The organism is Variovorax sp. OAS795 (genome assembly GCF_040546685.1).
Lineage (GTDB): Bacteria > Pseudomonadota > Gammaproteobacteria > Burkholderiales > Burkholderiaceae_C > Variovorax.
Map to the genome: position 1 here is coordinate 2,639,013 of NZ_JBEPOH010000001.1, position 24,700 is coordinate 2,663,712.

At 68.7% G+C, this 24,700-nt stretch carries 26 protein-coding genes; 11 read left to right on the forward strand and 15 right to left on the reverse strand.

All coding sequences use genetic code 11. The features are described 5' to 3' along the window. Genes pqqB through pqqE form a run of 4 tightly spaced genes read left to right on the forward strand, consistent with a single transcriptional unit; the run spans position 1 to position 3,163 of the window. A complete protein-coding gene (gene pqqB, locus ABID97_RS12720) occupies positions 1-924 on the forward strand; it encodes a pyrroloquinoline quinone biosynthesis protein PqqB (protein ID WP_354398826.1) in 924 nt (307 codons plus the stop codon). 27 nt (positions 925-951) lie between these two features. After that, entirely contained in the window at positions 952-1,725 is a 774-nt protein-coding gene (gene pqqC, locus ABID97_RS12725; RefSeq protein WP_354398827.1) for a pyrroloquinoline-quinone synthase PqqC, read from the forward strand. Next, positions 1,722-2,015, forward strand: coding sequence for a pyrroloquinoline quinone biosynthesis peptide chaperone PqqD (gene pqqD / locus ABID97_RS12730; RefSeq protein WP_354398828.1), 294 nt, complete (start codon positions 1,722-1,724; stop codon positions 2,013-2,015). The genes pqqC and pqqD overlap by 4 nt, the downstream gene beginning before the upstream one ends. Continuing rightward, positions 2,012-3,163: a pyrroloquinoline quinone biosynthesis protein PqqE gene (gene pqqE, locus ABID97_RS12735; RefSeq protein WP_354398829.1), complete on the forward strand. Its 1,152-nt coding sequence runs from the start codon at positions 2,012-2,014 to the stop codon at positions 3,161-3,163. The genes pqqD and pqqE overlap by 4 nt, the downstream gene beginning before the upstream one ends. Here the strand turns inward: pqqE and ABID97_RS12740 are convergent. The 14 genes from ABID97_RS12740 to ABID97_RS12805 all read right to left on the reverse strand — a co-directional run bounded on the left by ABID97_RS12740 (position 3,147) and on the right by ABID97_RS12805 (position 14,980). Continuing rightward, positions 3,147-4,058 (reverse strand): vWA domain-containing protein, encoded by a 912-nt coding sequence (locus ABID97_RS12740; protein WP_503012816.1) that lies wholly within the window; start codon positions 4,056-4,058, stop codon positions 3,147-3,149. The genes pqqE and ABID97_RS12740 overlap by 17 nt on opposite strands. A gap of 80 nt (positions 4,059-4,138) precedes the next feature. Next, the gene (locus ABID97_RS12745) at positions 4,139-4,690 is read right to left on the reverse strand and encodes an MxaK protein (protein WP_354398831.1); all 552 of its coding nucleotides are present in this window, start codon (positions 4,688-4,690) and stop codon (positions 4,139-4,141) included. Then, complete coding sequence (locus tag ABID97_RS12750) at positions 4,687-5,688, reverse strand: vWA domain-containing protein (RefSeq protein ID WP_354398832.1); 1,002 nt, start codon at positions 5,686-5,688, stop codon at positions 4,687-4,689. Before ABID97_RS12750 ends, ABID97_RS12745 begins: the two co-directional genes overlap by 4 nt. 5 nt (positions 5,689-5,693) lie before the next feature. Beyond that, positions 5,694-6,578 (reverse strand): calcium incorporation protein MxaA, encoded by an 885-nt coding sequence (locus ABID97_RS12755; protein ID WP_354398833.1) that lies wholly within the window; start codon positions 6,576-6,578, stop codon positions 5,694-5,696. Then, complete coding sequence (locus ABID97_RS12760; RefSeq protein WP_354398834.1) at positions 6,575-7,450, reverse strand: DUF58 domain-containing protein; 876 nt, start codon at positions 7,448-7,450, stop codon at positions 6,575-6,577. Before ABID97_RS12760 ends, ABID97_RS12755 begins: the two co-directional genes overlap by 4 nt. Positions 7,451-7,476: 26 nt before the next feature. Then, positions 7,477-8,496 (reverse strand): AAA family ATPase, encoded by a 1,020-nt coding sequence (locus ABID97_RS12765; RefSeq protein ID WP_354398835.1) that lies wholly within the window; start codon positions 8,494-8,496, stop codon positions 7,477-7,479. A gap of 31 nt (positions 8,497-8,527) precedes the next feature. Further along, a complete protein-coding gene (locus tag ABID97_RS12770; protein ID WP_354398836.1) occupies positions 8,528-8,968 on the reverse strand; it encodes an SRPBCC family protein in 441 nt (146 codons plus the stop codon). A gap of 154 nt (positions 8,969-9,122) precedes the next feature. Then, complete coding sequence (locus ABID97_RS12775; RefSeq protein WP_354398837.1) at positions 9,123-10,106, reverse strand: YVTN family beta-propeller repeat protein; 984 nt, start codon at positions 10,104-10,106, stop codon at positions 9,123-9,125. Positions 10,107-10,128: 22 nt separating this feature from the next. Further along, positions 10,129-10,500, reverse strand: coding sequence for a hypothetical protein (locus ABID97_RS12780; RefSeq protein ID WP_354398838.1), 372 nt, complete (start codon positions 10,498-10,500; stop codon positions 10,129-10,131). 32 nt (positions 10,501-10,532) lie between these two features. Then, positions 10,533-11,228, reverse strand: coding sequence for a hypothetical protein (locus ABID97_RS12785; RefSeq protein ID WP_354398839.1), 696 nt, complete (start codon positions 11,226-11,228; stop codon positions 10,533-10,535). A gap of 11 nt (positions 11,229-11,239) precedes the next feature. Next, positions 11,240-12,130, reverse strand: a complete 891-nt coding sequence (locus ABID97_RS12790; protein ID WP_354398840.1) for a substrate-binding domain-containing protein — start codon at positions 12,128-12,130, stop codon at positions 11,240-11,242. Next, positions 12,127-12,534, reverse strand: coding sequence for a c-type cytochrome (locus ABID97_RS12795; RefSeq protein WP_093011263.1), 408 nt, complete (start codon positions 12,532-12,534; stop codon positions 12,127-12,129). The genes ABID97_RS12790 and ABID97_RS12795 overlap by 4 nt, the downstream gene beginning before the upstream one ends. 116 nt (positions 12,535-12,650) lie before the next feature. Next, positions 12,651-14,423, reverse strand: coding sequence for a methanol/ethanol family PQQ-dependent dehydrogenase (locus tag ABID97_RS12800; RefSeq protein ID WP_503012817.1), 1,773 nt, complete (start codon positions 14,421-14,423; stop codon positions 12,651-12,653). A gap of 71 nt (positions 14,424-14,494) precedes the next feature. Then, a complete protein-coding gene (locus ABID97_RS12805) occupies positions 14,495-14,980 on the reverse strand; it encodes a hypothetical protein (protein ID WP_354398842.1) in 486 nt (161 codons plus the stop codon). Between the two features lie 8 nt (positions 14,981-14,988). Between ABID97_RS12805 and ABID97_RS12810 the strand changes: the two genes are divergently transcribed. Genes ABID97_RS12810 through ABID97_RS12835 form a run of 6 tightly spaced genes read left to right on the forward strand, consistent with a single transcriptional unit; the run spans position 14,989 to position 22,097 of the window. Continuing rightward, positions 14,989-15,702 carry a lanthanide ABC transporter ATP-binding protein PedB/LutE gene (locus tag ABID97_RS12810; protein WP_354398843.1) on the forward strand — a complete coding sequence of 238 codons (714 nt, stop codon included), beginning with the start codon at positions 14,989-14,991 and terminating at the stop codon, positions 15,700-15,702. A 38-nt stretch (positions 15,703-15,740) separates the two neighbouring features. After that, the gene (locus ABID97_RS12815; protein WP_354398844.1) at positions 15,741-16,751 is read left to right on the forward strand and encodes a PQQ-dependent catabolism-associated beta-propeller protein; all 1,011 of its coding nucleotides are present in this window, start codon (positions 15,741-15,743) and stop codon (positions 16,749-16,751) included. After that, positions 16,748-17,926: a type 1 periplasmic-binding domain-containing protein gene (locus tag ABID97_RS12820; protein ID WP_354398845.1), complete on the forward strand. Its 1,179-nt coding sequence runs from the start codon at positions 16,748-16,750 to the stop codon at positions 17,924-17,926. Before ABID97_RS12815 ends, ABID97_RS12820 begins: the two co-directional genes overlap by 4 nt. Continuing rightward, the gene (locus ABID97_RS12825; RefSeq protein ID WP_503012769.1) at positions 17,908-18,798 is read left to right on the forward strand and encodes an ABC transporter permease; all 891 of its coding nucleotides are present in this window, start codon (positions 17,908-17,910) and stop codon (positions 18,796-18,798) included. The genes ABID97_RS12820 and ABID97_RS12825 overlap by 19 nt, the downstream gene beginning before the upstream one ends. After that, positions 18,795-19,790: a tripartite tricarboxylate transporter substrate binding protein gene (locus ABID97_RS12830; RefSeq protein ID WP_354398846.1), complete on the forward strand. Its 996-nt coding sequence runs from the start codon at positions 18,795-18,797 to the stop codon at positions 19,788-19,790. The genes ABID97_RS12825 and ABID97_RS12830 overlap by 4 nt, the downstream gene beginning before the upstream one ends. A 12-nt stretch (positions 19,791-19,802) precedes the next feature. Continuing rightward, the gene (locus ABID97_RS12835) at positions 19,803-22,097 is read left to right on the forward strand and encodes a TonB-dependent receptor (RefSeq protein ID WP_354398847.1); all 2,295 of its coding nucleotides are present in this window, start codon (positions 19,803-19,805) and stop codon (positions 22,095-22,097) included. 15 nt (positions 22,098-22,112) lie between these two features. Here ABID97_RS12835 and ABID97_RS12840 read toward each other — a convergent pair whose 3' ends face one another. Beyond that, the gene (locus ABID97_RS12840) at positions 22,113-23,090 is read right to left on the reverse strand and encodes a LysR family transcriptional regulator (RefSeq protein WP_354398848.1); all 978 of its coding nucleotides are present in this window, start codon (positions 23,088-23,090) and stop codon (positions 22,113-22,115) included. 120 nt (positions 23,091-23,210) lie between these two features. Here ABID97_RS12840 and ABID97_RS12845 point away from each other — a divergent pair, with 120 nt between their 5' ends. Next, positions 23,211-24,677: a form I ribulose bisphosphate carboxylase large subunit gene (locus tag ABID97_RS12845; protein ID WP_503012770.1), complete on the forward strand. Its 1,467-nt coding sequence runs from the start codon at positions 23,211-23,213 to the stop codon at positions 24,675-24,677. The last annotated feature ends 23 nt before the right edge of the window (positions 24,678-24,700 follow it).

Below are 24,700 nucleotides of genomic sequence, written 5' to 3' on the forward strand. Positions count from 1 at the left end.
ATGCGCATCACCGTATTGGGCTCCGCCGCGGGCGGCGGCTTTCCGCAGTGGAACTGCAACTGCCCCAACTGCGCCGGTGTGCGCGCGGGCACGGTGCGCGCCAGGCCGCGCACGCAGTCATCGATCTTCGTGCGGCCCGACGACAGCGCCGATGGCGTGCTGTTCAACGCATCGCCCGACATCCTGGAGCAGATCCGCAGCAGCCCGGTGCTGCAGCCGGCCCGCAAGATGCGCGACACCGCGATTGCCGGCGTGGTGCTGATCGACGGGCAGGTCGACCATGCCACCGGCCTCTTCATGCTGCGCGAGCGCGGCTCGCCGCTGCCGCTGTGGTGCACCGACCCCGTCGCCGAGGACCTGAGTCAGGGTAATCCCGTGCTGCGCGTGCTCTCGCACTACTGCGGCGTGGCGCGCCACGCGATCGCGCTCGACGGCAGCGCATTCGAAGTGCCGGGCGTGCCCGGCCTGAGCTTTCGCGCGATGCCGCTGACCGGCAAGGCCGCGCCGTATTCGCCGCACCGCGAGCAGCAGGTGGAGGGCGACAACATCGGCGTGACCATCTTCGACCGCAGGAGCGGCAAGAGCCTGTTCTACGCGCCGGGCCTGGGTGCCATCACGCCGCCCGTGTTCGACGCCATGGCCAATGCCGATGCGGTGATGGTGGACGGCACTTTCTGGACCGACGACGAGATGGTTCGCCTGGGCGTCAGCGGCAAGCATGCGCGCGAGATCGGCCACCTGCCGCAGTCGGGCGAGGGCGGAATGATCGAGTGGTTGTCCCGCTTGCCGCCGACCACCCGGCGGCGCATGCTGATCCACATCAACAACACCAACCCGATCCTCGACGAAGATTCCGAAGAGCATGCGGCGCTCCGGCGCGCAGGCATCGAGCCGTGCGAAGACGGCATGGCCATTCAACTCTGACCGGGACAAGCGCCGCAGCGCCACACCATGCACGCCGACAGAATCCAGGACCCCTTTCGCACGGCCGCGGGCAGCCCCGCATCCGCACCGGCCTGGAGCCGCGAGGAATTCGAAGCCAAGCTGCGCGAGCGCGGCCGCAGCTATCACATCCACCATCCATTCAACGTCATGCTCAACAGCGGCCGGGCCACGCCCGAGCAGATCCGCGGCTGGGTGGCGAACCGCTTCTACTACCAGATCGCGATCCCCATCAAGGATGGCGCGGTGCTCTCGAACTGTCCCGACCTCGAGGTGCGCCGCGGCTGGGTGCAGCGCATCCTCGACCACGACGGCTTCGAGCTCGGGGGCGTCAAGGACGAAGGCGGCATCGAGGCCTGGCTGCGCCTGGCCGAAGCGGTGGGCCTTTCGCGCGACGAAGTGCTCGACCTGCGCCACGTGGTGCCGGCCATGCGCTTCGCCGTCGATGCCTACGTGAACTTTGCGCGCCGCGCGCCGTGGCAGGAGGCGGTGTGCTCGTCGCTCACCGAGCTCTTCGCGCCCGAGATCCACAAGCAGCGCCTGGCCACCTGGCCCGAGCACTACGGCTGGATCGAGCCGGGCGGCCTGAGCTACTTTCGCAACCGCGTGAGCCAGGCCCGGCGCGACGTGGAGCAGGGCCTTGCCATCACGCTCGCGCACTTCGACACCCGCGCGCTGCAGGAGCGCGCGCTGGAGGTGCTGCAGTTCAAGCTCGACATCCTCTGGGCCATGAACGACGCGATGGCCACGCGCTACGGCGTGGCGGCCGCAGGAACGGCATGAGCGGAAACAGGACCATGCTCGGCGCCGAGAGCAAACCCCGCATCGGCCCCGGCTTTCGCCTGCAGTGGGAGCCGGCGCAGGAATGCCATGTGCTGCTCTACCCCGAGGGCATGGTGCGGCTCAACGGCAGCGCGGGCGAGATCATGAAGCGCTGCGACGGGGAGCGCAGCGTGGCGCAGATCGTGGCCGACCTGGAGCAGGCCTTCGACACCACCGGCCTCGAACCCGAGGTGCGCGGCTTCGTCGAAATGGCGGCGCAGCAGAACTGGCTTCGCTGGGACCCGGCATGACCACAACGCCTCCGCGCCCCGGACCGCCGCTCTGGCTGCTGGCCGAGCTGACCTACCGCTGCCCGCTGCATTGCGTGTTCTGCTTCAACCCGGTCGACTTCGCGACCCAGGAGAACGAGCTCGGCACCGAAGACTGGCTGCGCGTGCTGCGCGAAGGCCGCGAGCTCGGCGCGGTGCAATGCGGCCTCTCGGGCGGCGAGCCGCTGTTGCGCGACGACCTCGAAGTCATCATTGCCGAGGCCGCGCGGCTGGGCTACTACACCAACCTGCTGACCTCGGGCGTCGGCCTCACGGCACAGCGCGCCGCGGCGCTCAAGGCCGCGGGGCTGGACCACGTGCAGCTGTCGTTCCAGGATTCCACGCGCGAGATGAACGACTTTCTCTCGCACACCAAGACCTTCGAGCTGAAGAACCGGGTGGCGAAGATCATCAAGGACCAGGGCTGGCCGATGGTGCTCAACGTGGTGATCCACCGCATGAACATCGACCACATCGACCGCATCATCGAGATGGCGCACGAGATGGGGGCCGAGTACCTCGAGCTCGCCAACACGCAGTACTACTCCTGGGCCTTCGTCAACCGCGACCAGCTGCTGCCCACGCACGAGCAGCTGCGCCATGCCGAGGCGGTGACCGACGCCTGGCGCAAGCGGCTGGGCGAGCGCATGCGCATCTTCTTCGTGGCGCCCGACTACCACGAGGGCAAGGCCAAGAAATGCGTCAACGGCTGGGGCAGCATGTTCCTCACGGTGGCGCCCGACGGCACCGCGCTGCCCTGCCACACGGCCAAGATGCTGCCGGGCCTCGAGTTTCCGAACGTGAAGGCGCAGAGCCTGCGCGACATCTGGTTCGACTCCGAAGGCTTCAACCGCTACCGCGGCACCGGCTGGATGAAGGAGCCCTGCGCCAGCTGCGACCAGCGCGAACAGGACTTGGGCGGCTGCCGCTGCCAGGCCTACCTGCTGGCGCAGGATGCCGCAGCCGCCGACCCGGTGTGCGCCAAGAGTCCCGACCACCAGCGCGTGGTGGATGCGGTGGAACGCGCCGCCGCAAGAGACCCGGCGGCGCCGGTCGAGCATCCGCTGGTGTTCCGCGATCCGGCCAACTCGCGCCGGCTCTCGGCCGCGCTCGTCACGCCGGACGCGTGAGGCCGCGCGGCGGCGTGCGGTCGATCGCCTTCTTCTCGCCCCGCGCGGGACGCCGCTCGCGAAGCCAGCCGAAATCGGGCGCGAAGCGCCACGCCAGCAGAGCGAGCGCCAGCAGCGCGGGGATCCAGCGCAGGTCGGTGTCCGTGGGCACGAGTTCGGCATAGCGGCGGTCGAGCATGGCCGTCATCAGCGCCTCGGGCGTGTTCAGTCGCCGGTAGTTCACGCCCACCAGCTCGGCCAGCGCGCGCAGGTGGTCTTGCCTGAGCTCGGAAAGATGCTCGTGGTTCAGCGTGCCGCCCATGGCCGATCCCTGTACCACCTCGTCGGCGCGCCAGTAGCCGGCAGGTTCGCCGTTGCTGCCGGTCTTGGGAATGGGCACCGGCACGTCGCCGCCCACGCCGACCAGCCAGCCCTTCACGTCGCCGGGCTTGATGTCCGTCATCGGCGGGGTCTCGTTGATGCGCAGGGGCGGCGACTCCTGGCCGTCGCTGATGAAGACGAAGCGCGTGTCCGGCCCGATGCTGCGGGCGCCGCGCACGGCCCAGGTCACGCCCTTGCTGACGTTGCTGGCATTGGCCCAGCGCATGCGCCCGTCGATGCGCTCGAGCGAGGCCAGCAGTTCTTCATAGTGGCTGCAAACCTCCACGGGCGTGAGGATCACCACCGACCGGTAGTCCGCGAAAATGCTCCAGCCCACCCTGGAGCCGCAGGGCAGTGCGCCCAGCACCTCGCGCATGGCAGCACGCGCGAGCGTGAGCCGGCTCACGGCCGCGTGGTTCAGCTCGACGTCTTCCACGTTCATGCTCTGCGTGATGTCGAAGCTCACCTGCCAGTTGAACACCGGCCGCTGCAGCTGCACGCGCGGCGGCCAGACCGCGAGCGCCAGCAGCAGCATCGCGAGCAGCAACGGACCATTGCCGGTGCCGCCGAAGAGGCGCCGCGATGCCGACAGCCACCGGCGCACCGGCGACGGCTTCACGGCAGGTCTCCGGCGACGAAGCCCGGAACCCGCACGCGCCGCTGCTCGTGCGCCGGCTGCTGCTCGGCGGAAAAGGCTTCCTGGTCTTCGGGCGCGAGCCGCAGGGCGCGCTCCAGGTTGTAGCGCGCGTCCCAGTCCTCGGGCGCGGCGCGCAGCAGGTCCCGCAGCCGCTGCTTGCCCAGTTCGAACAGGGGCAGCGCGCCGGCGTCCTGCGCCATGCCCTGGCGCAGGTACATGTTGCCCAGGTTGAACAGCGCCTGCTGCGCGACCGGGTCGCGTTCGCCGCCCTGGATCAGCGCCGCATAGCCCTTGAGCGCGGCGTCGTGTGCCCCGGCCTTCGACAGCGCGATGGCCTGGGCCAGCTGGAGCTGGCGCGGTGCCGAGACGGGCGCGGGCGTGGCATCCGCGCCGGCCGGGGTGGCCGCGATGCGGGCGACCTCGGCGTTCAGGGCTTGCGTGCGCTGCAGGCGCAGGCCGCGCTCCAGCGCCGCGCCGGCGCAGCACAGGCCCAGCACGCCGAAGACCAGGTGCACCGTGCGCCGCTTCACGGGGTCTTCCGCCAGCTTTGCAGCTGCACCGCACGGCACGCGAGCAGGCCCGCGCAGCACAGCATCGCGGCAAGATAGAGCGCCGCGCCATGGTCCCGCCGCGGCACCCGCTCATGCAGGGTCAGCGGAAAATTCTGCTGCCGGTCGATCTCGGCCATGGCCGCGGCCATGGCATTGGAATCGTCCACCTGGTAGAGCCGGTAGGGCGTGGCCAGCGTCTTGAAGAACTGGTGCAGCGCCAATTCTTCGCCAAGCCCGTAGGCCGACACCGTCTCGGTGTTGAGGTTGGGCGAGTTCGGGCCGCTGCGCACGTAGATCCAGTACAGGCCGATCTTCTCGCGCGCGAGGCCGGCGTGGACGCGCTGGCGCGTGGCCTCGTCGAGCTGGGCGCCGCCATCCGAGACGATCAGGATCACGCGGCTCCCCGAATAGGCGCGGCCTTCGAATTCCTCGATGGCGGCCAGCAGTGCGGCGCCCATGCGTGTTTCGGGCAGGCCGCGCCCGATGGCGGTGGCGGCGAGCGCGGCCTGCACGGTGTCGGTCTTCTGCGTGAAGGGCACCGCCACGATCGGCACCGTGCTGAAGGTCATGAAGGCAAAGCGGTTGTCCGGCCGCTTGGCGACGAATTCGCCCAGAAGGTCGCGTACGACCTTGGCCTTGGGCTCCTGCGACATGCGCCCCGCCGTCTGCAGGCCGTTGGTATGGACGGTCGCGTCCATGCTGCTGCTGCGGTCCATGAGGATGAGCACCTCCGCGCCGCGCCCGGCACGCTCGACCACGGCGCCCGATTGCCCCGGCCCTGCGAGCCCGAGCACCGTGAACGCCATGGCGCCGGCCGCAAACGCGCGCCACATGAAACCCACCACGCGGCCGATGCGGTCCGACGGCAGCCAGGCCAGGTAGGAGAAGCCCAGCGTGTCGCTGCGCCGGCGCAGCAGCGGGAGCAGCGCGAGCGGCAGCAGCAGGAGCATCCAGGGCTGGGCGAGGTCGAAGCGCATGGCCGTCAATGCCCGTGGCGTTTTTCAGCGTCGCGCAGCGCGCGGCACAGCGGCTTGAGCGGATAGGCGGCGTTGCGCGCCGTGGGCGCCGTGGGCGCTGCGGGCGCGCCGGCGCTCTCGGCAAAGAAGCGCCGCGTCGACTCGCGGTAGAAGTCTTCGAGCCGCGGCTGCAGCGGGCGCAGGTACGGCGCATCGGCCAGCAGCTGCGGCAGGCTGGCGCCATGCACCACGCGGCCGGCGCTGCGGTTGAGCGCGCGATGCACCACGCGCCATGCCTCGGGGCTGGTGGGGTCGCCGATCCGCCTGAGCTCGCGCCAGGCGCTGGCGAACGGAAGCTGCTGCGCCTCGCGCCTGTTGCGCCATGCCCACCAGCCGAACCAGGCGGCGATCACCGCCAGCAGCGCAAGCAGCGAGAGCTTCATCTGCTGCTCGGCGGCATGGGTCGGAAGCGGCGCGACCGGGCGGTCCGGCCGCAGCAGCTGCAGGTCGCCTTCGCCGAGCACATCGACCGGTGTCAGCGGCCCGATGCTGACCGCCCATGCGGGCAGCGAAAGCGGCACGCCCGATGCGGTCGCGATGCTGAGCGCCGGCAGCGAGATCGCGGTCAGCGCGCGCGGGGCGTTGATGACCTGGTAGTCGATGGCCAGCCAGCGACGGCCTTCGGCATCGCTTTCGATGCGCGGCGGCCGGCGTTCGAGCCAGAGGTCGATGCGCGCCGCGGCGGGCAGCGCGGCGGGCTGCAGCGGTTGGCCGTCCTGCTCGAGCAGCACGCGCTGCGTGAGCAGGTCGCCGATCACGTGGCCGAAGGCGCGCGGCTGCTCCACGGTGGAGGCAGCCGCCGCGCCGGCCGCCATGGCGAGTGCGAGCAAGGCCGCAGGCAGCCGCTTCATGCCGCCGTCTCCATGAAGTAGCGCGTGAGCGCCTCGGCATCGAAGCGGCCATGCAGGTGGAAGGGCGGCATGCCGTGCGCGTTGAACAAGGCGGTGAGTTCGGCGCGGCGCGCCGCGACCGCATCGCGCCATCGCGTGCGCAGCGATTCGCGCATCCAGAGGCTGCGCCGCACGCCGGTCTCGGCATCGCTCAGCGCGACCAGCGCGCGCGCCTCCGGCGGCTCGGTCTCCGCCGGGTCCCAGGCCACGAGCGGCACCACGCAGGCCGGGGCGAACTGCGCGAGCAGTTCGCCCAGCGCCGCGGTCGGCCAGTGGAAGTCGGACGCGAGGAACACCAGTCCGCCGCGGCCGACCAGCCGTTCGGTCGCGCGGCGCAGGCCCGCCAGTGCGCTCGCGTCCGTGGGCGGGGCACCGGGCGTTGCGCGGCATTCGCGCAGCATCCGCGCCATCAGGCTGCCATTGCCGCGGCTGTGGCGCGCGGGCACGAACAGGTCTTCGCGCTCGCGCTGGTCGAAGGCCAGCAGGCCGACCGTGTCGCCGGCGCGAAACGCGCTGTAGCCCAGCGCCTCGACGAGGTCGGCCACCACGTCGAGCTTGCGCCGCTCGGCGCCGAAATGCATCGATGCCGAGACGTCCACCACCACGTGCACGGGAATGGCCACGCGCAGCCGGTGGATGCGCACCAGCCAGTCGCCCCGGCCGTCGCGCACGCTGGCGCGCAGGTCGATGCGGCGAGGGTCGGGATGATCGAACAGGCGCCGGTGGGCGGCAAATTCCTGTCCGCTGCCCTGGCTCGATCCACGCTGCGCACCCGGCCGCCAGCCGCCGAAGCGGCGCGGCAGCTGGTAGTGGAATTCATCGACGCGCTCCATGGCCGGCTCGGTGTGTCGGGACGTGGTCAGGGCGCCGCGATCTTGTCCATGATCTGGGTGACGAGCGCTTCGGACAGCTCGGCCCGGCGCAGCTCGTACACCGGCGTGAAGAACACGCGGTGCCCGAGCACCGAGGGCAGCACCGCCGCAAGATCGGCCGGCTCCAGGTGCGATCGCCCCTCGAGCCAGGCGACGGTGCGCGCGGCGCGCAGCAGCGCGCTCATGCCGCGCGGGCTGGCACCGGCAAGAATCAGGCGGTCCATGTCCACGTTGTCCAGCCGGATGCCGAACTTCTGCGGCGTCTCGGTGGCTTCCCAGACATCGAGCACGTAGCGCTCGATGGTCTCGCTGGCGCGCACGCTGCGCTGCACCTCGGCGCCGATGGCGTTGAGCCGCTCCCACGGCAGGATGCCCGGCGCCACCTTGTCGATCAGGCTTTCGGTGTCGTGGTAGGCGGTGTCGAACACCAGCGATTTCCGGACGGCGCGGTCGCTCGGCTTGGGCATGTTCAGCTCGAACATGAAGCGGTCGCGCGCGGCCGAGGCCAGCTCGAAAGTCTCCTCGCGCTCCACCTTGTTGCGGTCGGCGAACACCGTCATGTGCGGAAAACTGTACTCGCGGTCGAAGGCCGAGACCGTGCGCTCGGCCATGGCGCGCAGGAGCAGCGACTGCACCTGCGGCCGGGCCCGGTTGATCTCGTTGAAGAAGAAGGTGACCAGGCGCTCGCCGTGGCGCAGCAGGGGACCGGGGTCGATGCGCGGCCGGCCCTCGGCATCGACATAGGTGTGATAGATGAGGTCGCCCGGCATCAGGTCGACCGTGCCCTCGACGCGCTCGAAGTCGCCGCCGATGGCGCGCGAGAAGGCGCGCAGCACCGTGGTCTTGCCGACGCCCACGTCGCCTTCGAGCAGCACATGGCCGCGCGCGAACAGCGCCACGTTGATGAGCCGGATCGTGCCGGCCTGGCCGATCACCGCCTTTGCGACTTCGCTCTCGACGCGCAATGCGAGGCGCCGCCAGTCTTCGAGTTGTTCCTGGTTGCCCATGGTGTTGACCCGTGCCGCGCGCTGCCGCGGGCTACTTCGACTCCATCATCTTCTTCAGGTTGGCCAGGCCGCCGCGGTAGACCTCGGTCACGGCCTTGAGCGCGGCTTCGTCGTTCTGCTCGGGCGGCGGATTGTTGTTCGGAAAGGCGCGGTAGAAGGCGCCGCGCCACTCGACGACGGACTTGCCGCCGTCGGCCACCACCGAGAGGGTCGAGGTGTAGTTGGTCACCGGCAGCGCGCCGCCGTCCTTGGCACGGTAGCTGTACTTCTTCTGGGCGTCGTCGTAGCTCTCGAGCGTCTCGACCAGCGTGCCGCCGCCCTTGAGCTTGAGCGTGCGCACCGAACCTTCGGCATTGCCCTTGTCGGAAGGGCTTTCGGCCACGGCCGGATGCCAGTCCTTCAGCGCGTTGAAGTTCTTGACCTTGGCCCACACGGCATCGGCCGGCGCCTCGATGGTGACTTTCTCGCTCACCTTCTGGCGCGTGGGCCCGTGCGCGAGGCCAGGGGCCGAGGCCGCGAGGAGAGCGGATGCAAGAAGGACGCAGAAGGCCCGTCGGGCAGGAGGATGTGTCGGCATGGAAACGTCCGTGATGAGGAAATAAGGTAGGTCGGTCGGCATGGAGGATTCAGTGTTCCACCGGCGCGCCGATGAAGGCGCCGAACCCGCGGCTGTTCTGTCCCGTGGCAATGGTCTTGAGCTTCTGCCCGCTCGCGGCATCGAGCACCTGCACGTTGTCGTCCATCCAGTTCACGACATAGATGCGGTCGCCGTGCGCCGCGATGCCTTCGGGATACCCGAAGCCGGGGAGGGTGCGCAGCACCTTGAGCGAAGCCGCATCGATCACGCTGACCGTGTCTTCGTGCTGGTTGGTCACGTACAGCAGCGCGCCGCCCTGGGCCAGCGCCGCGCCGTACGGCGCCTTGCCGACCTTCACGGTGGCAACGACCGCGGGCCGGCGCGGGTCGCGCACATCGACCACCGAGACGTCGTTGCTCTGCACGTTGAGCGCATAGAGCCGGGCGCGCGGCGCATCGTGCAGCAGCGCGAACGGATGGCTGCCGACGCGCACGCGCGCCAGCACCCGCTTTGCACGCGCATCGACCACGGCCACGCTGTCGTCGTCGCGCTCGGCCACGAACACCGTGGCGCCGTCGGTGTGCGCGGCCACGCCGGCCGGCGCGCGGCCGACCGCGACCGAGGCCAGGGGCTTGGCCGCATCGGTGGCCGCCGCATCGAACACCAGCAGCCGGCTGCTGTACCAGTCCGCCACGTACAGGCGCTTGCCGTCGGCCGAGGCGTCGATGCCCACCGGACCGTCGCCGGCCGCCAGCGTGTTCACGACCTTCTGGGCGCGCATGTCGATGACCGAGATCGTCTTGCTGTCGGGGTTGGAAACGAACACCCGGCCGGCGCGGCTGGAGGCCACCACGCCCGCGGGCGACCGGCCGACCGGCACGGTGGCCACCACCTGCTGCGACGCGACATCGATCACCGACACGTCGTGGCTGCCCTGGTTGGTGATGTAGGCGAAGGGCGCCGCCCACGCCGTGGCGCAGCAGAGCAGGGCCGCCGCGAGCCCGGTGCGCACAGGTGCCGCGGTCCCGGTCATGGCCATGTGCCCCGGCCGGCGCTCAGCGCGCGGTGGGAGGGCCGATGAAGCAGCCCTTGTTCACCTTGGCCTGCAGCGCCTTGTAGCGCTTGATGTCGGCCTGGAGCTTTTCGGAGTCGCGGATGTAGCCGCCGCGCTCGCCGCCGATGGTGGTGGCCTTGGCGGCGGTGCTCAGGTCCACGTATTCCGAATACCTGATCTCCCTGGCAATGGCATCGACCGCGCAGGAGCATTTGTTCGTCATCTCGAAGCGGCCCGCGTCCGGGTGCGCGGCCATGCATTCCTGCACGTACAGCACGCGGTCGACGGTGGGAAAGTCATTCGCGCGCTGCGGGGCGCCATGCACGGCCATCGGAAGGCCCAGAAGACACAGGAGGCGGATTGTTTTTCTCATGGCGTTCGCGTTGGAGTCAGGAAAAAGCGGCATCAGCGCGCCGGCGCCCTGGCCCCGTCGATCAGGAGTTCTTCGGCGAGCAGGGGCGGGGCCGCGGGGCTCTCGCCCGGAATGGAAGTGCGAATGCCGTAGACGCCGCCCGGCACCGCGTCGGACAGCGTGAAGCGGTAGGTCTTGCCCGCGAACTTCTCGTACCTGGGCCGGTTCGGGTCGTCCAGGAAGGGGCTGAACGCGATCTCCTTGCCCTTGACCGTGCGGCCCTGGTAGCGCAGCGACACCTCGCGCACCTCGGCATCCTGGTAGATGGCCATGCGGATGCGCTTGCGGAAGTGGTACTCGGAGCCGCGCGTGAGGCGCTTCATCTCGCGCACGTCGTGCTCCAGGAAATACAGGATGACGGGGTTGCCCTCGGCGGCCGGCACCTCGGGCACCGCGAGCTTGCGCGCGCCGCTCAGGAACACGCCCCGGGCGTCGCAGCAGCCGCCGTCGGCCTTGGCGATCAGCGCCACGGTGACCTGGTCGGCAAAGGCCTCCTCGAAGCTGCCGGTCTTGCCGAAGCTGTAGCGCAGCAGCGTGGGCGCCTGCAGCCCCTGCAGCTGCGGCGTCATGAACAAGAGGCGTTCCGCGGCCGAAAAGTCGCGCTTGTCGGCCTCGGCATGCGGGGCCAGGGGAGCACAGAGCAGGGCGCAGAGCGAAAGGCGAATCGGAAAAGCAATGGCGAAGCGCATGGATGGCCTGGTCAGTTGTTGGGCACTCCGAACGAGGCGTCGACCAGCGGCACGCCGTATTCCTTCAGGATGGCCTGGATCTCGGGTGCCTTGGCTTCGATCAACCCTTCGATCTGCTGCTTCCATTCGCGTTCGCCGTAGCGCACGCCCATGGCCATCTGGTAGTCCAGCCGCAGGCCCTTCTCGGACTTGAGCGGCAACACGACGAGCGCGGGGTTCTTCACGCGCCGGGCGAAGAAGCCGGCGATCGGGCCCCAGACCACGACCGCATCGAGCTTGCCCTCGGCCAGGTCCTTCTCGACGATCTCGCCCGGGTACTGCGCGGGGTCGGCGCTCATGAGCTTGTAGGGCACGCCTTGTTCGAGCAGGCCGTGCTTGTTGAGCCATTGCGAGGCCGGGGAGCGGTCGTAGATGCCGATGCGCAGCGACTTGAGCTTGGCCGCATCGAGCTTGAGGAAATCTTCCGCCGAAGCCACGTTGTCCATGCCCTTCCCCTTGGGAAAGACCAGCGCGTAGGTCGAGCGGTAGTAGGGCTTGGTGACCGAGACCTCGTCCAGGCCGACCGGCACGCCCATCACGATGTCGCAGGGGTAGTCCTGTCCGGGCAGCTTGTAGCGCAGCGTGTTGCGAAAGAACGCCAGCCGCTGCGGAAACGAGTAGTAGACGACCGGAAGGCCCAGCGTCTTGCCGAACAGCTCGGCGATGCGGTTCTCGATGCCTTCTCCCTTGGTGTTGGAGAAGGGCATGTTGTTGGGGTCCTGGCAGACGCGGAACTCCTTGCGTGCAGGCGTCTCCTGGGCCAGCGCGGGAACCACCGCGCAGCAGCATGCCGCGCCCAGGAGGCCCGCCCGCAGGCGAGCGCCGAGGGGAAAGAGCCTGCCAGCGCGCGGCCGGGCGGTCATTTGTTTTCTTCCACGCGGGCGCGTGTGATGGCGCCGTCGGACCGGCCCTTCAGGTAGGCATAGAGCTGGTTGATGTTTTCCATCACGGCCGGGTTGTTGCCGAAGCTCTGCATGCCCTTGTCGAGCCGCCCGTCGCGCACGGTCTTGATGAAGTCTTCCTTCTTCATGGTCTTGAGGCTGTTGATGAGCGAGGGGCCGACCATGCCTTCCTGGTTGGGACCGTGGCAGCGGTCGCAGGCCGCGGAGCGCCAGGTGCGGAAACCCTTCATGGTCTCGGGGTCCACCTTGTAGCCGTCGGTCACCTTGTAGGGCGCCGGGTCCGGCGCGGCGGCGACGGCCAGTGTGCAGGCCACGCCGGCAAGCAGTACGAGGGAAGGCAGCAACGTTGACTTACGAAATTTCATGGCTCCTGGGTCTCCGGTATCTTTTGAAAGTACGGGGGGAGAGCCCTCGGTCGAGTGCTCTCCCGGTCCGCATGTTGCGTCTATCTAAGAGTCGATGACGCCTCGGTGATAACGCATCACTTGGGCAATGCGAAGACAGTCAGGGAGCCGCCCAGTTCGGTGTACTGGGCCAGCTCCTTGTAGCCGCCGACGGCACCCAGGCCTTCGGTGCTCTTCTCGGGGTCGATGCCCGCGGCCATGCCGATGCCGGCCCAGCCGCCGATGCCCGAGAACACGCCCATGTACTGCTTGCCCTTGTGCTCGTAGGTGAACACGTTGCCGATGATCCCGGACGGGGTCTTGAACTTGAACAGCTCCTTGTTGATGTCCTTCGCATCGACGCACTTCAGGTAGCCTTCCAGCGTGCCGTAGCAGGAAATCCCGCCCGCGGTGTTCAGCGAACCGCTCCACACCGAGAACTTCTCGGCCTTGGTCTGCACGATCTTGCCGGTGCCCGCGTCCCAGGCGATGAAGTTGCCCATGCCGCCATGGCTGCCCGGCGTGGGATACATCGACAGCGTGGCGCCCACGTACGGCTGGCCCGCGGTGTACTCGACCTTGAACGGCTCGTAGTCCATGCAGACGTGGTTCGTCGGCACGTAGAAGAGCTTGGTGTTGGGGTCGAAGGAGGCGGGTTGCTGGTCCTTGCTGCCGAGCGCCGCGGGGCAGACGCCCTTGGTGTTGACGTCCGCGCCGTTCTGCGCCGTGGAGTACTTGGCAACCACCTGCGGGCGGCCGGTCTTCATGTCCACGTGCGTGGCCCAGTTCACCTTGGGGTCGTACTTCTCGGCCACCAGCAGCGCACCGGTCACGCGGTCCAGCGTGTAGGCGAAGCCGTTGCGGTCGAAGTGCACCAGCGCCTTGGTCGGCTTGCCCTTGACGTTGATGTCCGCCAGGATCATTTCGTTGATGCCGTCGAAGTCCCATTCGTCGAAAGGCGTCATCTGGTAGACCCAGTTGACCTTGCCGGTATCGACGTCGCGCGAGAAGATGCTCATCGACCACTTGTTGTCGCCGGGCCGCTGCGACGGGTTCCAGGTCGACGGGTTTCCGGTGCCGTAGTACACGGCATTGGTCGCCTTGTCGTAGCTGTACCAGCCCCAGGTGGTGCCGCCGCCGATCTTCCACTGGTCGCCCTTCCAGGTCTTCAGCGAAGAGTCCTTGCCGACCGGCGCGAGCTTGCCGTCGGTCCAGGTCATGGTCTTGGCCGGATCGATCAGCATTTCCTCGTCGGGACCCGTGCTGAAGCCCTTCCAGGCCAGCTTGCCGTCCTTGATGTTGTAGGCCGCAAGGAACCCGCGCACGCCGAATTCGCCGCCGCTGATGCCGGTGATGACCTTGTCCTTGAAGACGTGGGGCGCGTTGGTGTTGGTGGCGCCGACCTTCGGGTCGCCGTTCTTCACCGTCCACGCCACCTTGCCGGTCTTGGCGTCGAGCGCCACCAGCGTGGTGTCGGCCTGTTGCAGGAACACCTTGCCCTCGGCATAGGCAAGGCCGCGGTTCACGGTGTCGCAGCACATGACGGCAATGACCGATTGGTCCTGCTTGGGCTCGTACTTCCAGATGATCTTCTGGGTTTCGATGTCGAGTGCGTACACCTTGTTGGGAAACGGCGAGTGCAGGTACATCGTCCCGTCGACCACCAGGGGCGAACCCTCATGGCCGCGCAGCACGCCGGTGGAGAAGGTCCATGCGACCTGCATCTTCCCCACGTTGCTCTTGGTGATCTGGTTCAACTTGCTGTAGCGCTGGTTGAACATATCGCCCGCTTGCGTGGCCCAGTTCTTGGAGTTGGCGATGTTTTTCTCCACGTCGGCATTGGCAAGCGCCAAAGCCGGAAGAGCCAGCATCGCGACGCCGATGTGCCGTACAAGACGGCCGGCGATCTGCCTGGAAAACTTCATAAATGTCTCCTCACATTTCAGTGGGTTTCGAACACGATCATGGCAGCACCCGCGGATCTTTCGATCGCTTTGGCGAATGCTGCGGTCCGCAACATCCATGCCTGCCGGTTCCAGGGTGGAGCAGTTCGAAGGCCGGCTTGTGTTCGATGCGAAGACACGCAGCGCCACTCGCAGGAGGCGCGCAAAAAACGGCCCTCGGGCGGCTCGCCGCAGCGTGCCGGAGTGGATTCGGACCTAGGGAAATCCCGGGCGTTCGACGCGTCCTTCGAGGCCGGGCACGGCGCATTGGCGCAGCGCCGCAAGCTGTGCGCATCCAAATTTGACGCAAAGTGTCTCGTGCGAAGTACGGGTGTCCGGTGCACAGGGAGCGCGAAGGCGCCTGCGCGGTCGCCGAGGCGCAGCGCGGCACAGTGAAAACCCTTGGCGCGGCAGAGGCACAGAATTTGCGGATCGAATACAAACTGCAAGTACCCACGGAGCCCGAACTGCTCGAAATTCTTCATCGGCCTACATGCTGCGAACCATCGACTTAACCAAGCGCTATGGCACGCGCACGGCGCTGCAGTCGTTGTCGCTGCGCTTGCCCGCGGGCCAGTTCGTGGCGCTGCTCGGACCCAACGGCGCGGGCAAGTCGACGCTGTTCCAGGTGCTGACCGGCATGTTCGCGGCCGACGAGGGCGAGGTCGAGGTGGCGGGCCATTCGCTGCGCCGTTCCGCCACGGCTGCGCTGCGGCACATCGGGGTGGTGTTCCAGCAGATGTCGCTCGACCTGGACCTGAGCATCCGGCGCAACCTGCTGTTCCAGGCCGACCTGCACGGCCTGCCGCGGCGCCTGGCCGAAGAGCGCATCGCCTCGGCCTGCGAGCGCCTAAACATCGACGCCGACCTGGACCGCAAGGTGCGCGAACTCTCGGGCGGCAACCGCCGCAAGGTGGAGCTTGCGCGCGCCGGCCTGCACCGGCCCGCCGTGCTGCTGATGGACGAGGCCACGGTCGGGCTCGACCCGAAGTCGCGCCAGGACCTGCTGGCCGCGCTGCATGCCGACGTGCGCGAGCGCGGCGTGTGCGTGCTGTGGGCCACGCACCGGGTCGAAGAGGCCGAGGGGGCCGACCGGGTGCTCGTGCTGCACAAGGGCTCGTTGCTGGCGGACGGCACGCCGGCGGAGGTGGGCCGGCTGCTGGGCGGCGCGACGCTGGAGGCCGGCTTCATCGCGCGCACCGCATGAAACAAAAAGAATCCGAGACAAAAAAATGGAGACATCGAATGCCGCAAGTCCCTTTCCCTTCGTTCCCGGGCACGCTCATCCGTGCGGCCTGTAGCACCGGCGCGCTCGCACTGGTGCTGGCCGCGGCCAGCGGTGCCGCGGCGGCGCAGGGCACCGCCTACGTGTCGAGCGAAAAGGACAGCGCGCTGACGATGATCGACCTGAAGACCCTCGCCGTGAAAGGCACGATCCCGACCTGCAAGCGCGCGCGCCATATCCAGCTCACGCCCGAGCGCCAGATCATGGTGGCCTGCACCGACGCCAACCAGGCCGACGTGATCGACCCCGCGAGCGGCAAGTCGGTGCGGCGCATTCCGCTCGGCGACGAGCCGGAGGCCTTCGACCTGTCGCCGGACGGCAAGGTCATCTATGTCTCCAACGAAGACGCGGGCGAGGCCAGCTTCATCGATGCGGCCAGCGGCAAGAAGCTGCGCTCGGTCAAGGTGGGCGCCGAGCCCGAGGGTGTCAAGGTCAGCGCCGACGGCAAGACGCTGTACGTCACGTCCGAGGTGGCAAGCCTGGTGCACGTGATCGACACCGCGAGCGGCAAGGTGGTGAAGAACATCCGCGTCGGCAAACGCCCGCGGCGCATGGCGATCACGCCGGACGGAAAGGAGCTCTGGGTCACCAACGAGCTGGGCGCCAGCGTCAGCATCGTGTCCACCGCCACGCACGAGGTCACCGACACCCTGAAGTTCGAGGTGAAGGGCGCGCGCGCCGAAGACATCACGCCGGTCGGCATCCAGATGACGAGCGACGGCAAGCGCGCCTTCGTGGGCCTGGGCCGCGCCAACCACGTGGCCTTCGTCGACGTGCCCGGCCGCAAGGTGAGCGCGCTGGTGCTGGTCGGCAAGCGGGCCTGGAACGTCACGCTCGACAAGGCCCAGGCGCGGCTGTACGTGGTCAACGGGCTCAGCGACGACGTCACGGTGGTCGACGTGGCGGGCGCCAAGGCGGTGAAGAGCGTTCCGGTGGGGCGCGTGCCCTATGGGCTCGTGATCGTCGAATGAGGATGCGCGCAAAGGCAATGCGGTTCCGGGGTGCGGCGCTGGCCGCGCTCTTCGCCGCCACCTCGGGCGCGGGCGCGGCCGTGCTCAAGGCGACGCTGATCACGCCCGCGGACGATCCGCGGCTGGAGCGCTCGCGCGTCGAGCGCGCCTACCTCGGACACCCTGGCGGCCCGCTCGCCGAAGCGGTCGAGGTGGGCCTGGACGAGGCGAAGTTCGAGCTCGACGCGGCCGGTGCCGAGGTGACGCTGGCCACTGCCCCCGCGGCATCGCTCGATGCGGCGCGCGCCGCGGCGGTGGCGGCCGAGAAGGCCGGTGCGGCGGTGCTGCTGACCGACCTGCCGGCCGACTGGACGCTGGCCGTGGCCGATGCCGTGAAGCTGCCGGTGCTGAACCTCGGCGACCCGTCGGACCGGCTGCGCCAGCAGGACTGCCGGGCCCGCCTGTTCCACCTGATTCCGAGCGAACGCATGCGCAGCGACGCGCTGGCGCAGACGCTGGTGTCACGCAAATGGAGCAAGCTGCTCCTGCTGGTGGGCGGCAGTCCGCAGGACGCCCTCCGCGCCGCCACCGTGCAGGCCTCGATCAAGCGCTACGGCCTGCAGGTGGTGGCCACCAAGCCGTTCAAGCTCTCGGCCGATCCGCGCGAGCGGGACCTGGCCAACCCGCTGCTGCTCACCGCGGGCAACAGCTACGACGCGGTGTGGGTGGTCGACAGCGACGGCGAATTCGCCCGCACGCTGCCCTACCGCACGGTGCTGCCCCGGCCGGTGGTGGGCGACGGCGGGCTGGTGGCGCTGGCCTGGCACGCGCAGTTCGAACGCTATGGCGCGCCCCAGGTGTCGCGGCGCTTTGCCAAGGCCGCCAGGCGCCCGATGACCGCGCAGGACTGGGCGGCGTGGATGGCGGGCAAGGCCCTTGCCGCTGCGGCCATCGCGGCGCCCAAGGGCCCGGCCACGGCCTGGGCCCAGGCCATCGCCAAGGGCACGCTCGACGGCTCCAAGGGCACCAACCTGAGCTTCCGCGCCTGGGACGGCCAGTTGCGCCAGCCCATGCTCCTGAGCGACGGGCAGGGCGTGATCTCGCAGGCCCCGGCCGAAGGCATGCTGCACCCGCGCGACGTGCTCGACACGCTGGGCGCCGACGCACCGGAGAAGCTATGTCCGACCGCACGCTGAAACCCGCCAAGACGCCCGTGGGCGATAGCGCCGAGCCGCTCGCACGGCGCGGCGCGGCGCACGCGCTGCAGGCCATGCGCGCCATCGTGCTGCGCGAGCTCTTCAAGTTCTCGCAGCAGACCGGCCGGCTGGTGTCGGCGCTGGTGCGTCCACTGTTGTGGCTGGCGGTGTTCGCGGCGGGCTTTCGCAACGTGTTCGGCGTGGCGATCGTCGAGCCCTACGACACCTACATTCCGTACGACGTCTACATCGTGCCGGGCCTGGTCGGCATGGTGCTTCTGTTCAACGGCATGCAGTCGTCCCTGGCCATGGTGTACGACCGCGAGATGGGGCTGATGCGCCTCCTGCTCACCGCGCCGCTGCCGCGGCCCTGGCTGCTGTTCTCCAAGCTGTGCGCCACGGCGCTGCTGTCGGTCCTGCAGGCGCTGGCCTTCGTGATCGTGGCCGTGCTCATCGGCACCGAGCTGCCGCTCGTGTCGCTGGCCGGCCTGCACGCGCTGGTGGCGCTGGCCGCGGGCGCGCTGATGCTGGGCGCGCTGGGCCTCTTGCTGTCGGTGCACATCAAGCAGCTGGAAAACTTCGCGGGCACGATGAACTTCGTCATCTTCCCGATGTACTTCCTGTCGACCGCGCTGTATCCGCTCTGGAAGCTGCAGGAATCCGGCGCCGAGTGGGTGTACCAGCTCGCGCGCTTCAACCCCTTCACCTATGCGGTGGAGTGGGTCCGCTTCGCGCTCTACGGCAAGGACCCGGGCCTGGCGCCCTATGTGGTGCTCGGCTGCCTCGCGGTTTTCTTCGGCCTCGCATGCTGGGGGTACGACCCGCAGCGCGGCTTCGGCGGCCTGACCAAGCGCGGCGGAGGCCCGCCATGAGCGGGCAGGGTGCCTGCAGCCGGCGCCGCTGGCTGCGCGATGCGGCGGCCCTGGCGCTCGGCGCGTCGGCGCTGGCGCGCGCGGCGGCTTCGACCGAGCCGTTTCCCTCGCGCGCCATCACGCTGTGGGTACCCTGGCCCGCGGGCGGTGCCACCGACATCTCGCTGCGCGTGCTGGCCGAGCTGGCCTCGGTGGCGCTCGGCCAACCGGTGCTGACGGAAAACCGCGGCGGCGCCGGCGGCACGCTGGCCATGCCGGTGCTGCAGCAGGCGCGGCCCGACGGCTACACCATCGCGCAGATGCCGCAGACGGTGTTCCGCGCACCGCACACGCAGAAGGTGCTGTGGGACCCGATCCGCGACGTGACGCCCATCATCCAGGTGTCCAGCGTGACCTTCGGCGTGCTGGTGGCGGCCGCGAGCGGCTTTCGTTCGCTCGAGGACATGTTCGCGTTCGCGCGCGCACGGCCCGGCGAGCTGACCATTGCCACCAACGGCATCGGCACCACGCCGCACATGGTGCTGGAGGCGCTGTTCACCGCGCGCGGCCTGCGCTACATCCACGTGCCGTACAAGGGCACGGCCGAGCAGCTGAATGCGATTGCCGGCGGGCAGGTGATGGCCGGGGTCAACTCCACCGGCTTCGGGCCCGCGGTCGACTCGGGCACGCTGCGGCTGCTGGCGATCTTCTCGGGCGAGCGCTCCAGGCGATGGCCCCAGGTGCCCGTGCTGCGCGAGCTGGGTTTCGACATCGTGGCCAAGTCGCCCTTCGGCCTGGCCGGGCCGCGGGGCCTGCCGCGCGGCGTGGTCACGGTATTGCACGACGCTTTCAAGAAGGCCATGTTCGATCCGCGCTTCAGGGACGAACTGGCCAAGTACGACCAGGAGGTCGATTACCTCGGGCCGGAGGCGTACGCGCAATCGTGCCGCGAGATCTTCGCGCAGGAGCGTGCCATGGTGGAGAAGCTGGGGCTCGCGCGCACCGGCACTTGAGGAGGAGAATCCGTGATCCGATCGAAGCAGACGACGAACCGCCGCCTGATCGGCCTGGCCGTGGCCGCTGCCGCCTTGCCGGCGGCTGGGCAGGCGCAGGAAAGCGCGCCGCAGGCGGGCAGCCTGCCGACCGTGGAGGTCGTCAGCACCACGCCCGTGCCGGGCATCGAGGTGCCGAAGGACCAGATCCCGTCCAATGTGCAGACGGCGGACGATGCGCACCTGCGCCGCGCGCAGAGCCTCAACCTGCCCGACTTTCTCGCCACGCAGATGCCGAGCGTGAACGTGAACGAGATCCAGGGCAATCCGTACCAGGTCGACGTGAACTACCGCGGCTTCAGCGCGAGCCCGGTGCTCGGCACGCCGCAGGGCCTGTCGGTGTACCAGGATGGCGTGCGCATCAACGAGCCCTTCGGCGACGTGGTGAATTGGGACCTGATTCCGAAGGCGGCCATCTCGAGCATCACGCTGCTGCCGGGCTCCAACCCGCTGTTCGGCCTCAACACGCTGGGCGGTGCGCTGTCGCTGCAGACCAAGCGCGGCGACACGCATCCGGGCACCGAGCTGGAGTTCCAGGCCGGCTCCTTCGGCCGCGTGAGCACGGAGCTGTCGCACGGCCGCAAGCTGGCGAACGGCGGGCACCTGTTTCTCTCCTTTGGCGGGCTCAACGAGGACGGGTGGCGCAACCATTCGCCGTCGCGTGTGCGCCAGCTCTTCGCCAAGGTCGGGCAGGACAGCGGCAAGCTCTCCTGGGACCTGAGCTTCACCCATGGCGACAACCGGCTGGTGGGCAACGGCCTGCTGCCCGAATCGATGCTGATGCAGGACCGCAAGCAGGTCTACACGCGGCCCGACCGCACCGGCAACCGCATGTCGATGCTCACGCTCAATGGCAGCTACCGGCTGAACGAGCAGCAGACGATCTCGATGACCGCCTACGCGCGGCGCTCGCGCTACAGCACGCTCAACGGCGACCTGAACGACGATTTCAGTCCGCCCGACAGCCTGAACTCGGGCGTGGAAAACCGCACCTACACGCGCCAGCACGGCGAAGGCGTCGCGCTGCAATCGACCTATGCCGTGGGCATGCACCAGCTCACCTTCGGTGCTTCGATCGACCGCGCGCGAACGCACTTCCTGCAGACGGAAGCCGAAGGCCTGCTGGACGCCACCCGCGCCGTGGTGCCGCAGGAAGAAGCGCAGGTCGATGCGCTGCTCGCGGGCAAGAGCCGCACCGCGAGCCTCTATTTTTCAGACCTGGTGACGCTGCGGCCGGACCTGCAGCTGAGCCTTTCGGGCCGCTACAACGACACCCGCGTGACCACCCGCGACGACGGGCGCGCCTTGCTCGGCCTTTCGACCCGGCTCGATGGCGAAGGGCGCTACAGGAAGTTCAATCCCGCGATCGGCCTCACGTGGCAGGCGACGCCGCAGCTCACGGCCTATGCGGGCTGGAGCCAGGGCAGCCGCGCGCCGAGCCCGATCGAACTGGGCTGCTCCGATCCGGCAAACGCCTGCGTGCTGCCCAATGCGCTGCAGTCCGACCCGCCGCTCAAGCAGGTGGTGTCGCAGACCTTCGAGACCGGCCTGCGCGGGACCTTCGCCAAGGACCTGCGGTGGAACGCATCGGTGTTCCGCACGGTCAACAAGGACGACCTGCTGTTCGTCAGCAGCGGGCTGTCGCGGGGCTACTTCAGCAACTTCGGACGCACGCTGCGCCAGGGCGTGGAGCTCGGCCTCTCGCAGCAGACCGAGCGTGTCGACTGGTCGGTGTCGTACAGCTACCTGCGCGCGCGGTACGGCTCGCCGGCGTGCCTGGTGGCCGAGGCGAACAGCAGCGCCGAGACCAATCCCGCCTGCACCGGCGAGGGCGAGATCGCGGTGCGGCGCGGCGATCGCCTGCCGGGCCTGCCGGCGCATTCGCTCAAGTTCAACGTCGATTGGCGCGTGACCCCCGGCTGGACCCTCGGCGCGCAGTACCGCGCCTACTCGCGGCAGACGGTGCGCGGCAACGAGAACGGCCTGCACGCACCCGACGGGGATCTTTTCAGCGGCAGCGGCCGCATCGGCGGCTATGCGCTGCTCGACCTCACCACGCGATGGAAGCTCGGGCGCAACGTGGAGCTGTTCGCCAAGGTGGCGAACGTGTTCAATCGCCGCTATGCCACCGCCGGCCAGCTGGGACGCAACGGTTTCGATGCGAGCGGTGCGGTGCTGGCGCCCGATGCCTGGCGCAATGGGCAGTTCGTGGCGCCAGGCGCGCCGCGCGCCGTATGGGTCGGGGTGCGGGTGCAGCTCGGGGCCTGAACCCGCGCACCGCAATCAGGCCGCGCGCCTGGCACCGCGCTTCTTCGCGGCGGGGCGCGCGGCCGGCAGCGTGCCGAGCTGGTGCTGGATCTGCGCCTGGCCGTGCGTGCGCAGATAGTCTTCGAAAGCCAGCGCCACCTGCGGCAGCTGCCGCGACGCGAGATGCATCACGTACCAGTCGCGCACCACCGGATTGCCAGGCACCGGCAGCACGCCCAGGAGGCCCGCGTTCATCTCGAGCACGCAGGTGTGCATCGACAGGAAGGCGATGCCGAAGCCCGCGGCGCACATCTGCTTGATGGCTTCGTTGCTCGACAGCTCCGAGCCGATGCGCAGCGGCAGCCCCTGGTCCTTGAAGAAGCGTTCGACCGTGGTGCGCGTGCCCGAGCCGCGCTCGCGCACCAGCATGCGCGTGTCCGACAGCATCGCCAGCGTGGGCCTGGCCGCCGACATCAGCGGGTGCGAAGGCGCCGCGAGAAAGGCCATCGGATGCTTGGCGAAGGCGCTCGAATCGGTCTTCAGCTCCGCGGGCGGGCGGCCCATGATGGCGATGTCGATCTCCTGGCCCGCGAGCATGCGCACGATCTCGTCGCGGTTGCCGACCTGCAGCTTGACCTTCACCTTCGGGTGTTCCTTGGCAAAGTTCACGAGGATGGGCGGCAGCAGGTACTCGGCCGTGGTGATGGCGCCCACGCGCAGCGTGCCCGAGAACACGCCTTGCAGCATGGCCATCTCGTCGCCCGCCTCGCGCCACAGGTCGAGGATGCGGCCGGCATAGCCGGCCAGCAGCTCGCCGGCCTCGGTGAGCCGGATGCCGCGGCCCGTGCGCTGCAAGAGCGGCGTGCCGGCGGACTCCTCGAGCGTGCCGATCTGTATCGACACCGCGGGTTGGGTCAGGTGCATTTCGTCCGCGGCCAGTGAAACGCTGCCGAGCCGCGCCACGGCGTGGAAGGCGGCGAGCTGTCGAAAGCTCGCGTGCTTGGTGAGGGGCATGGAAACGATATTAGGTTTAGCAAATGTGAATGTCAAAAGATTTAATTTTTCTTTATCTTTCAAGCGGCCTACATTCACTTCACCACACGGCACCAAACCCCTTCACTCGAGAGGCACTCCATGGGCAACATGAACGAAGCAATCCAGATCACCGACGCCAAGAAGCGCTATTCGGCCGGTGTGCTGAAGTACGCGCAGATGGGCTACTGGGACGGCGACTACCAGCCCAAGGACACCGACATCCTCGCGCTGTTCCGCATCACGCCGCAGGACGGCGTGGATGCGGTCGAGGCGGCCGCGGCCGTGGCCGGCGAATCGTCCACCGCGACCTGGACCGTGGTGTGGACCGACCGTCTCACCGCCTGCGACATGTACCGCGCCAAGGCCTACAAGGTGGAGCCGGTGCCCAACAACCCGGGCCAGTTCTTCTGCTATGTGGCATATGACCTCTCGCTGTTCGAAGAGGGCTCCATCACCAACGTGACGGCGTCCATCATCGGCAACGTCTTCAGCTTCAAGCCGCTGAAGGCGGCGCGGCTGGAGGACATGAAGTTTCCGGTCGCCTACGTCAAGACCTTCCCGGGTCCGCCGACCGGCATCGTGGTGGAGCGCGAGCGGCTCGACAAGTTCGGCCGCCCGCTGCTGGGCGCCACCACCAAGCCCAAGCTCGGGCTCTCGGGCCGCAACTACGGCCGCGTGGTGTATGAGGGCCTCCGCGGCGGGCTCGACTTCATGAAGGACGACGAGAACATCAACTCGCAGCCCTTCATGCACTGGCGCGACCGCTTCCTGTTCGTGATGGACGCGGTCAACAAGGCCAGCGCCGCCACCGGCGAGGTCAAGGGCAGCTACCTGAACGTCACGGCCGGCACCATGGAGGAGATGTACCGGCGCGCGCAGTTCGCCAAGGAGCTCGGCTCGGTGATCGTGATGATCGACCTGGTGGTCGGCTACACGGCGATCCAGTCGATGAGCCACTGGTGCCGCCAGAACGACATGATCCTGCACCTGCACCGCGCGGGCCATGGCACCTACACGCGCCAGAAGAACCACGGCGTGAGCTTCCGCGTCATCGCCAAGTGGATGCGCCTGGCGGGCGTGGACCACATCCATGCGGGCACGGCCGTGGGCAAGCTCGAGGGCGACCCGATGACGGTGCAGGGCTACTACAACGTGTGCCGCGACACGCACACCAAGGTCGACCTGCCGCGCGGCATCTACTTCGACCAGGACTGGGGCGCGCTGCGCAAGGTGATGCCGGTGGCCTCGGGCGGCATCCATGCGGGGCAGATGCACCAGCTGCTCGACCTGTTCGGCGACGACGTGGTGCTGCAGTTCGGCGGCGGGACCATCGGCCATCCGCAGGGCATCCAGGCCGGGGCCACGGCCAACCGCGTGGCGCTCGAAGCGATGGTGCTGGCGCGCAACGAGGGCCGCGACATCGCCAACGAGGGGCCGCAGATCCTGCGCAACGCGGCCAAGTGGTGCACGCCACTGGCGGCCGCGCTCGACACCTGGGGCGAGATCTCCTTCAACTACGCCTCCACCGATACGTCGGACTACGTGCCGACGCCGTCGGTGGCCTGAACACACGTTCCCCCGTTCCGCAG

Bases quoted from the DNA above. Each gene is read 5' to 3' on its own strand.
- pqqB (WP_354398826.1), top strand. From the start codon at position 1: ATGCGCATCACCGTATTGGGCTCCGCCGCGGGCGGCGGCTTTCCGCAG.
- pqqC (WP_354398827.1), top strand. From the start codon at position 952: ATGCACGCCGACAGAATCCAGGACCCCTTTCGCACGGCCGCGGGCAGC.
- pqqD (WP_354398828.1), top strand. From the start codon at position 1,722: ATGAGCGGAAACAGGACCATGCTCGGCGCCGAGAGCAAACCCCGCATC.
- pqqE (WP_354398829.1), top strand. From the start codon at position 2,012: ATGACCACAACGCCTCCGCGCCCCGGACCGCCGCTCTGGCTGCTGGCC.
- ABID97_RS12740 (WP_503012816.1), bottom strand. From the start codon at position 4,058: ATGCTGCTGCTGGCGCTCGCGGTCTGGCCGCCGCGCGTGCAGCTGCAG.
- ABID97_RS12750 (WP_354398832.1), bottom strand. From the start codon at position 5,688: ATGCGCTTCGACCTCGCCCAGCCCTGGATGCTCCTGCTGCTGCCGCTC.
- ABID97_RS12755 (WP_354398833.1), bottom strand. From the start codon at position 6,578: ATGAAGCGGCTGCCTGCGGCCTTGCTCGCACTCGCCATGGCGGCCGGC.
- ABID97_RS12760 (WP_354398834.1), bottom strand. From the start codon at position 7,450: ATGGAGCGCGTCGATGAATTCCACTACCAGCTGCCGCGCCGCTTCGGC.
- ABID97_RS12765 (WP_354398835.1), bottom strand. From the start codon at position 8,496: ATGGGCAACCAGGAACAACTCGAAGACTGGCGGCGCCTCGCATTGCGC.
- ABID97_RS12775 (WP_354398837.1), bottom strand. From the start codon at position 10,106: ATGACCGGGACCGCGGCACCTGTGCGCACCGGGCTCGCGGCGGCCCTG.
- ABID97_RS12780 (WP_354398838.1), bottom strand. From the start codon at position 10,500: ATGAGAAAAACAATCCGCCTCCTGTGTCTTCTGGGCCTTCCGATGGCC.
- ABID97_RS12785 (WP_354398839.1), bottom strand. From the start codon at position 11,228: ATGCGCTTCGCCATTGCTTTTCCGATTCGCCTTTCGCTCTGCGCCCTG.
- ABID97_RS12790 (WP_354398840.1), bottom strand. From the start codon at position 12,130: ATGACCGCCCGGCCGCGCGCTGGCAGGCTCTTTCCCCTCGGCGCTCGC.
- ABID97_RS12795 (WP_093011263.1), bottom strand. From the start codon at position 12,534: ATGAAATTTCGTAAGTCAACGTTGCTGCCTTCCCTCGTACTGCTTGCC.
- ABID97_RS12800 (WP_503012817.1), bottom strand. From the start codon at position 14,423: ATGCTGGCTCTTCCGGCTTTGGCGCTTGCCAATGCCGACGTGGAGAAA.
- ABID97_RS12805 (WP_354398842.1), bottom strand. From the start codon at position 14,980: ATGAAGAATTTCGAGCAGTTCGGGCTCCGTGGGTACTTGCAGTTTGTA.
- ABID97_RS12810 (WP_354398843.1), top strand. From the start codon at position 14,989: ATGCTGCGAACCATCGACTTAACCAAGCGCTATGGCACGCGCACGGCG.
- ABID97_RS12815 (WP_354398844.1), top strand. From the start codon at position 15,741: ATGCCGCAAGTCCCTTTCCCTTCGTTCCCGGGCACGCTCATCCGTGCG.
- ABID97_RS12820 (WP_354398845.1), top strand. From the start codon at position 16,748: ATGAGGATGCGCGCAAAGGCAATGCGGTTCCGGGGTGCGGCGCTGGCC.
- ABID97_RS12825 (WP_503012769.1), top strand. From the start codon at position 17,908: ATGTCCGACCGCACGCTGAAACCCGCCAAGACGCCCGTGGGCGATAGC.
- ABID97_RS12830 (WP_354398846.1), top strand. From the start codon at position 18,795: ATGAGCGGGCAGGGTGCCTGCAGCCGGCGCCGCTGGCTGCGCGATGCG.
- ABID97_RS12840 (WP_354398848.1), bottom strand. From the start codon at position 23,090: ATGCCCCTCACCAAGCACGCGAGCTTTCGACAGCTCGCCGCCTTCCAC.
- ABID97_RS12845 (WP_503012770.1), top strand. From the start codon at position 23,211: ATGGGCAACATGAACGAAGCAATCCAGATCACCGACGCCAAGAAGCGC.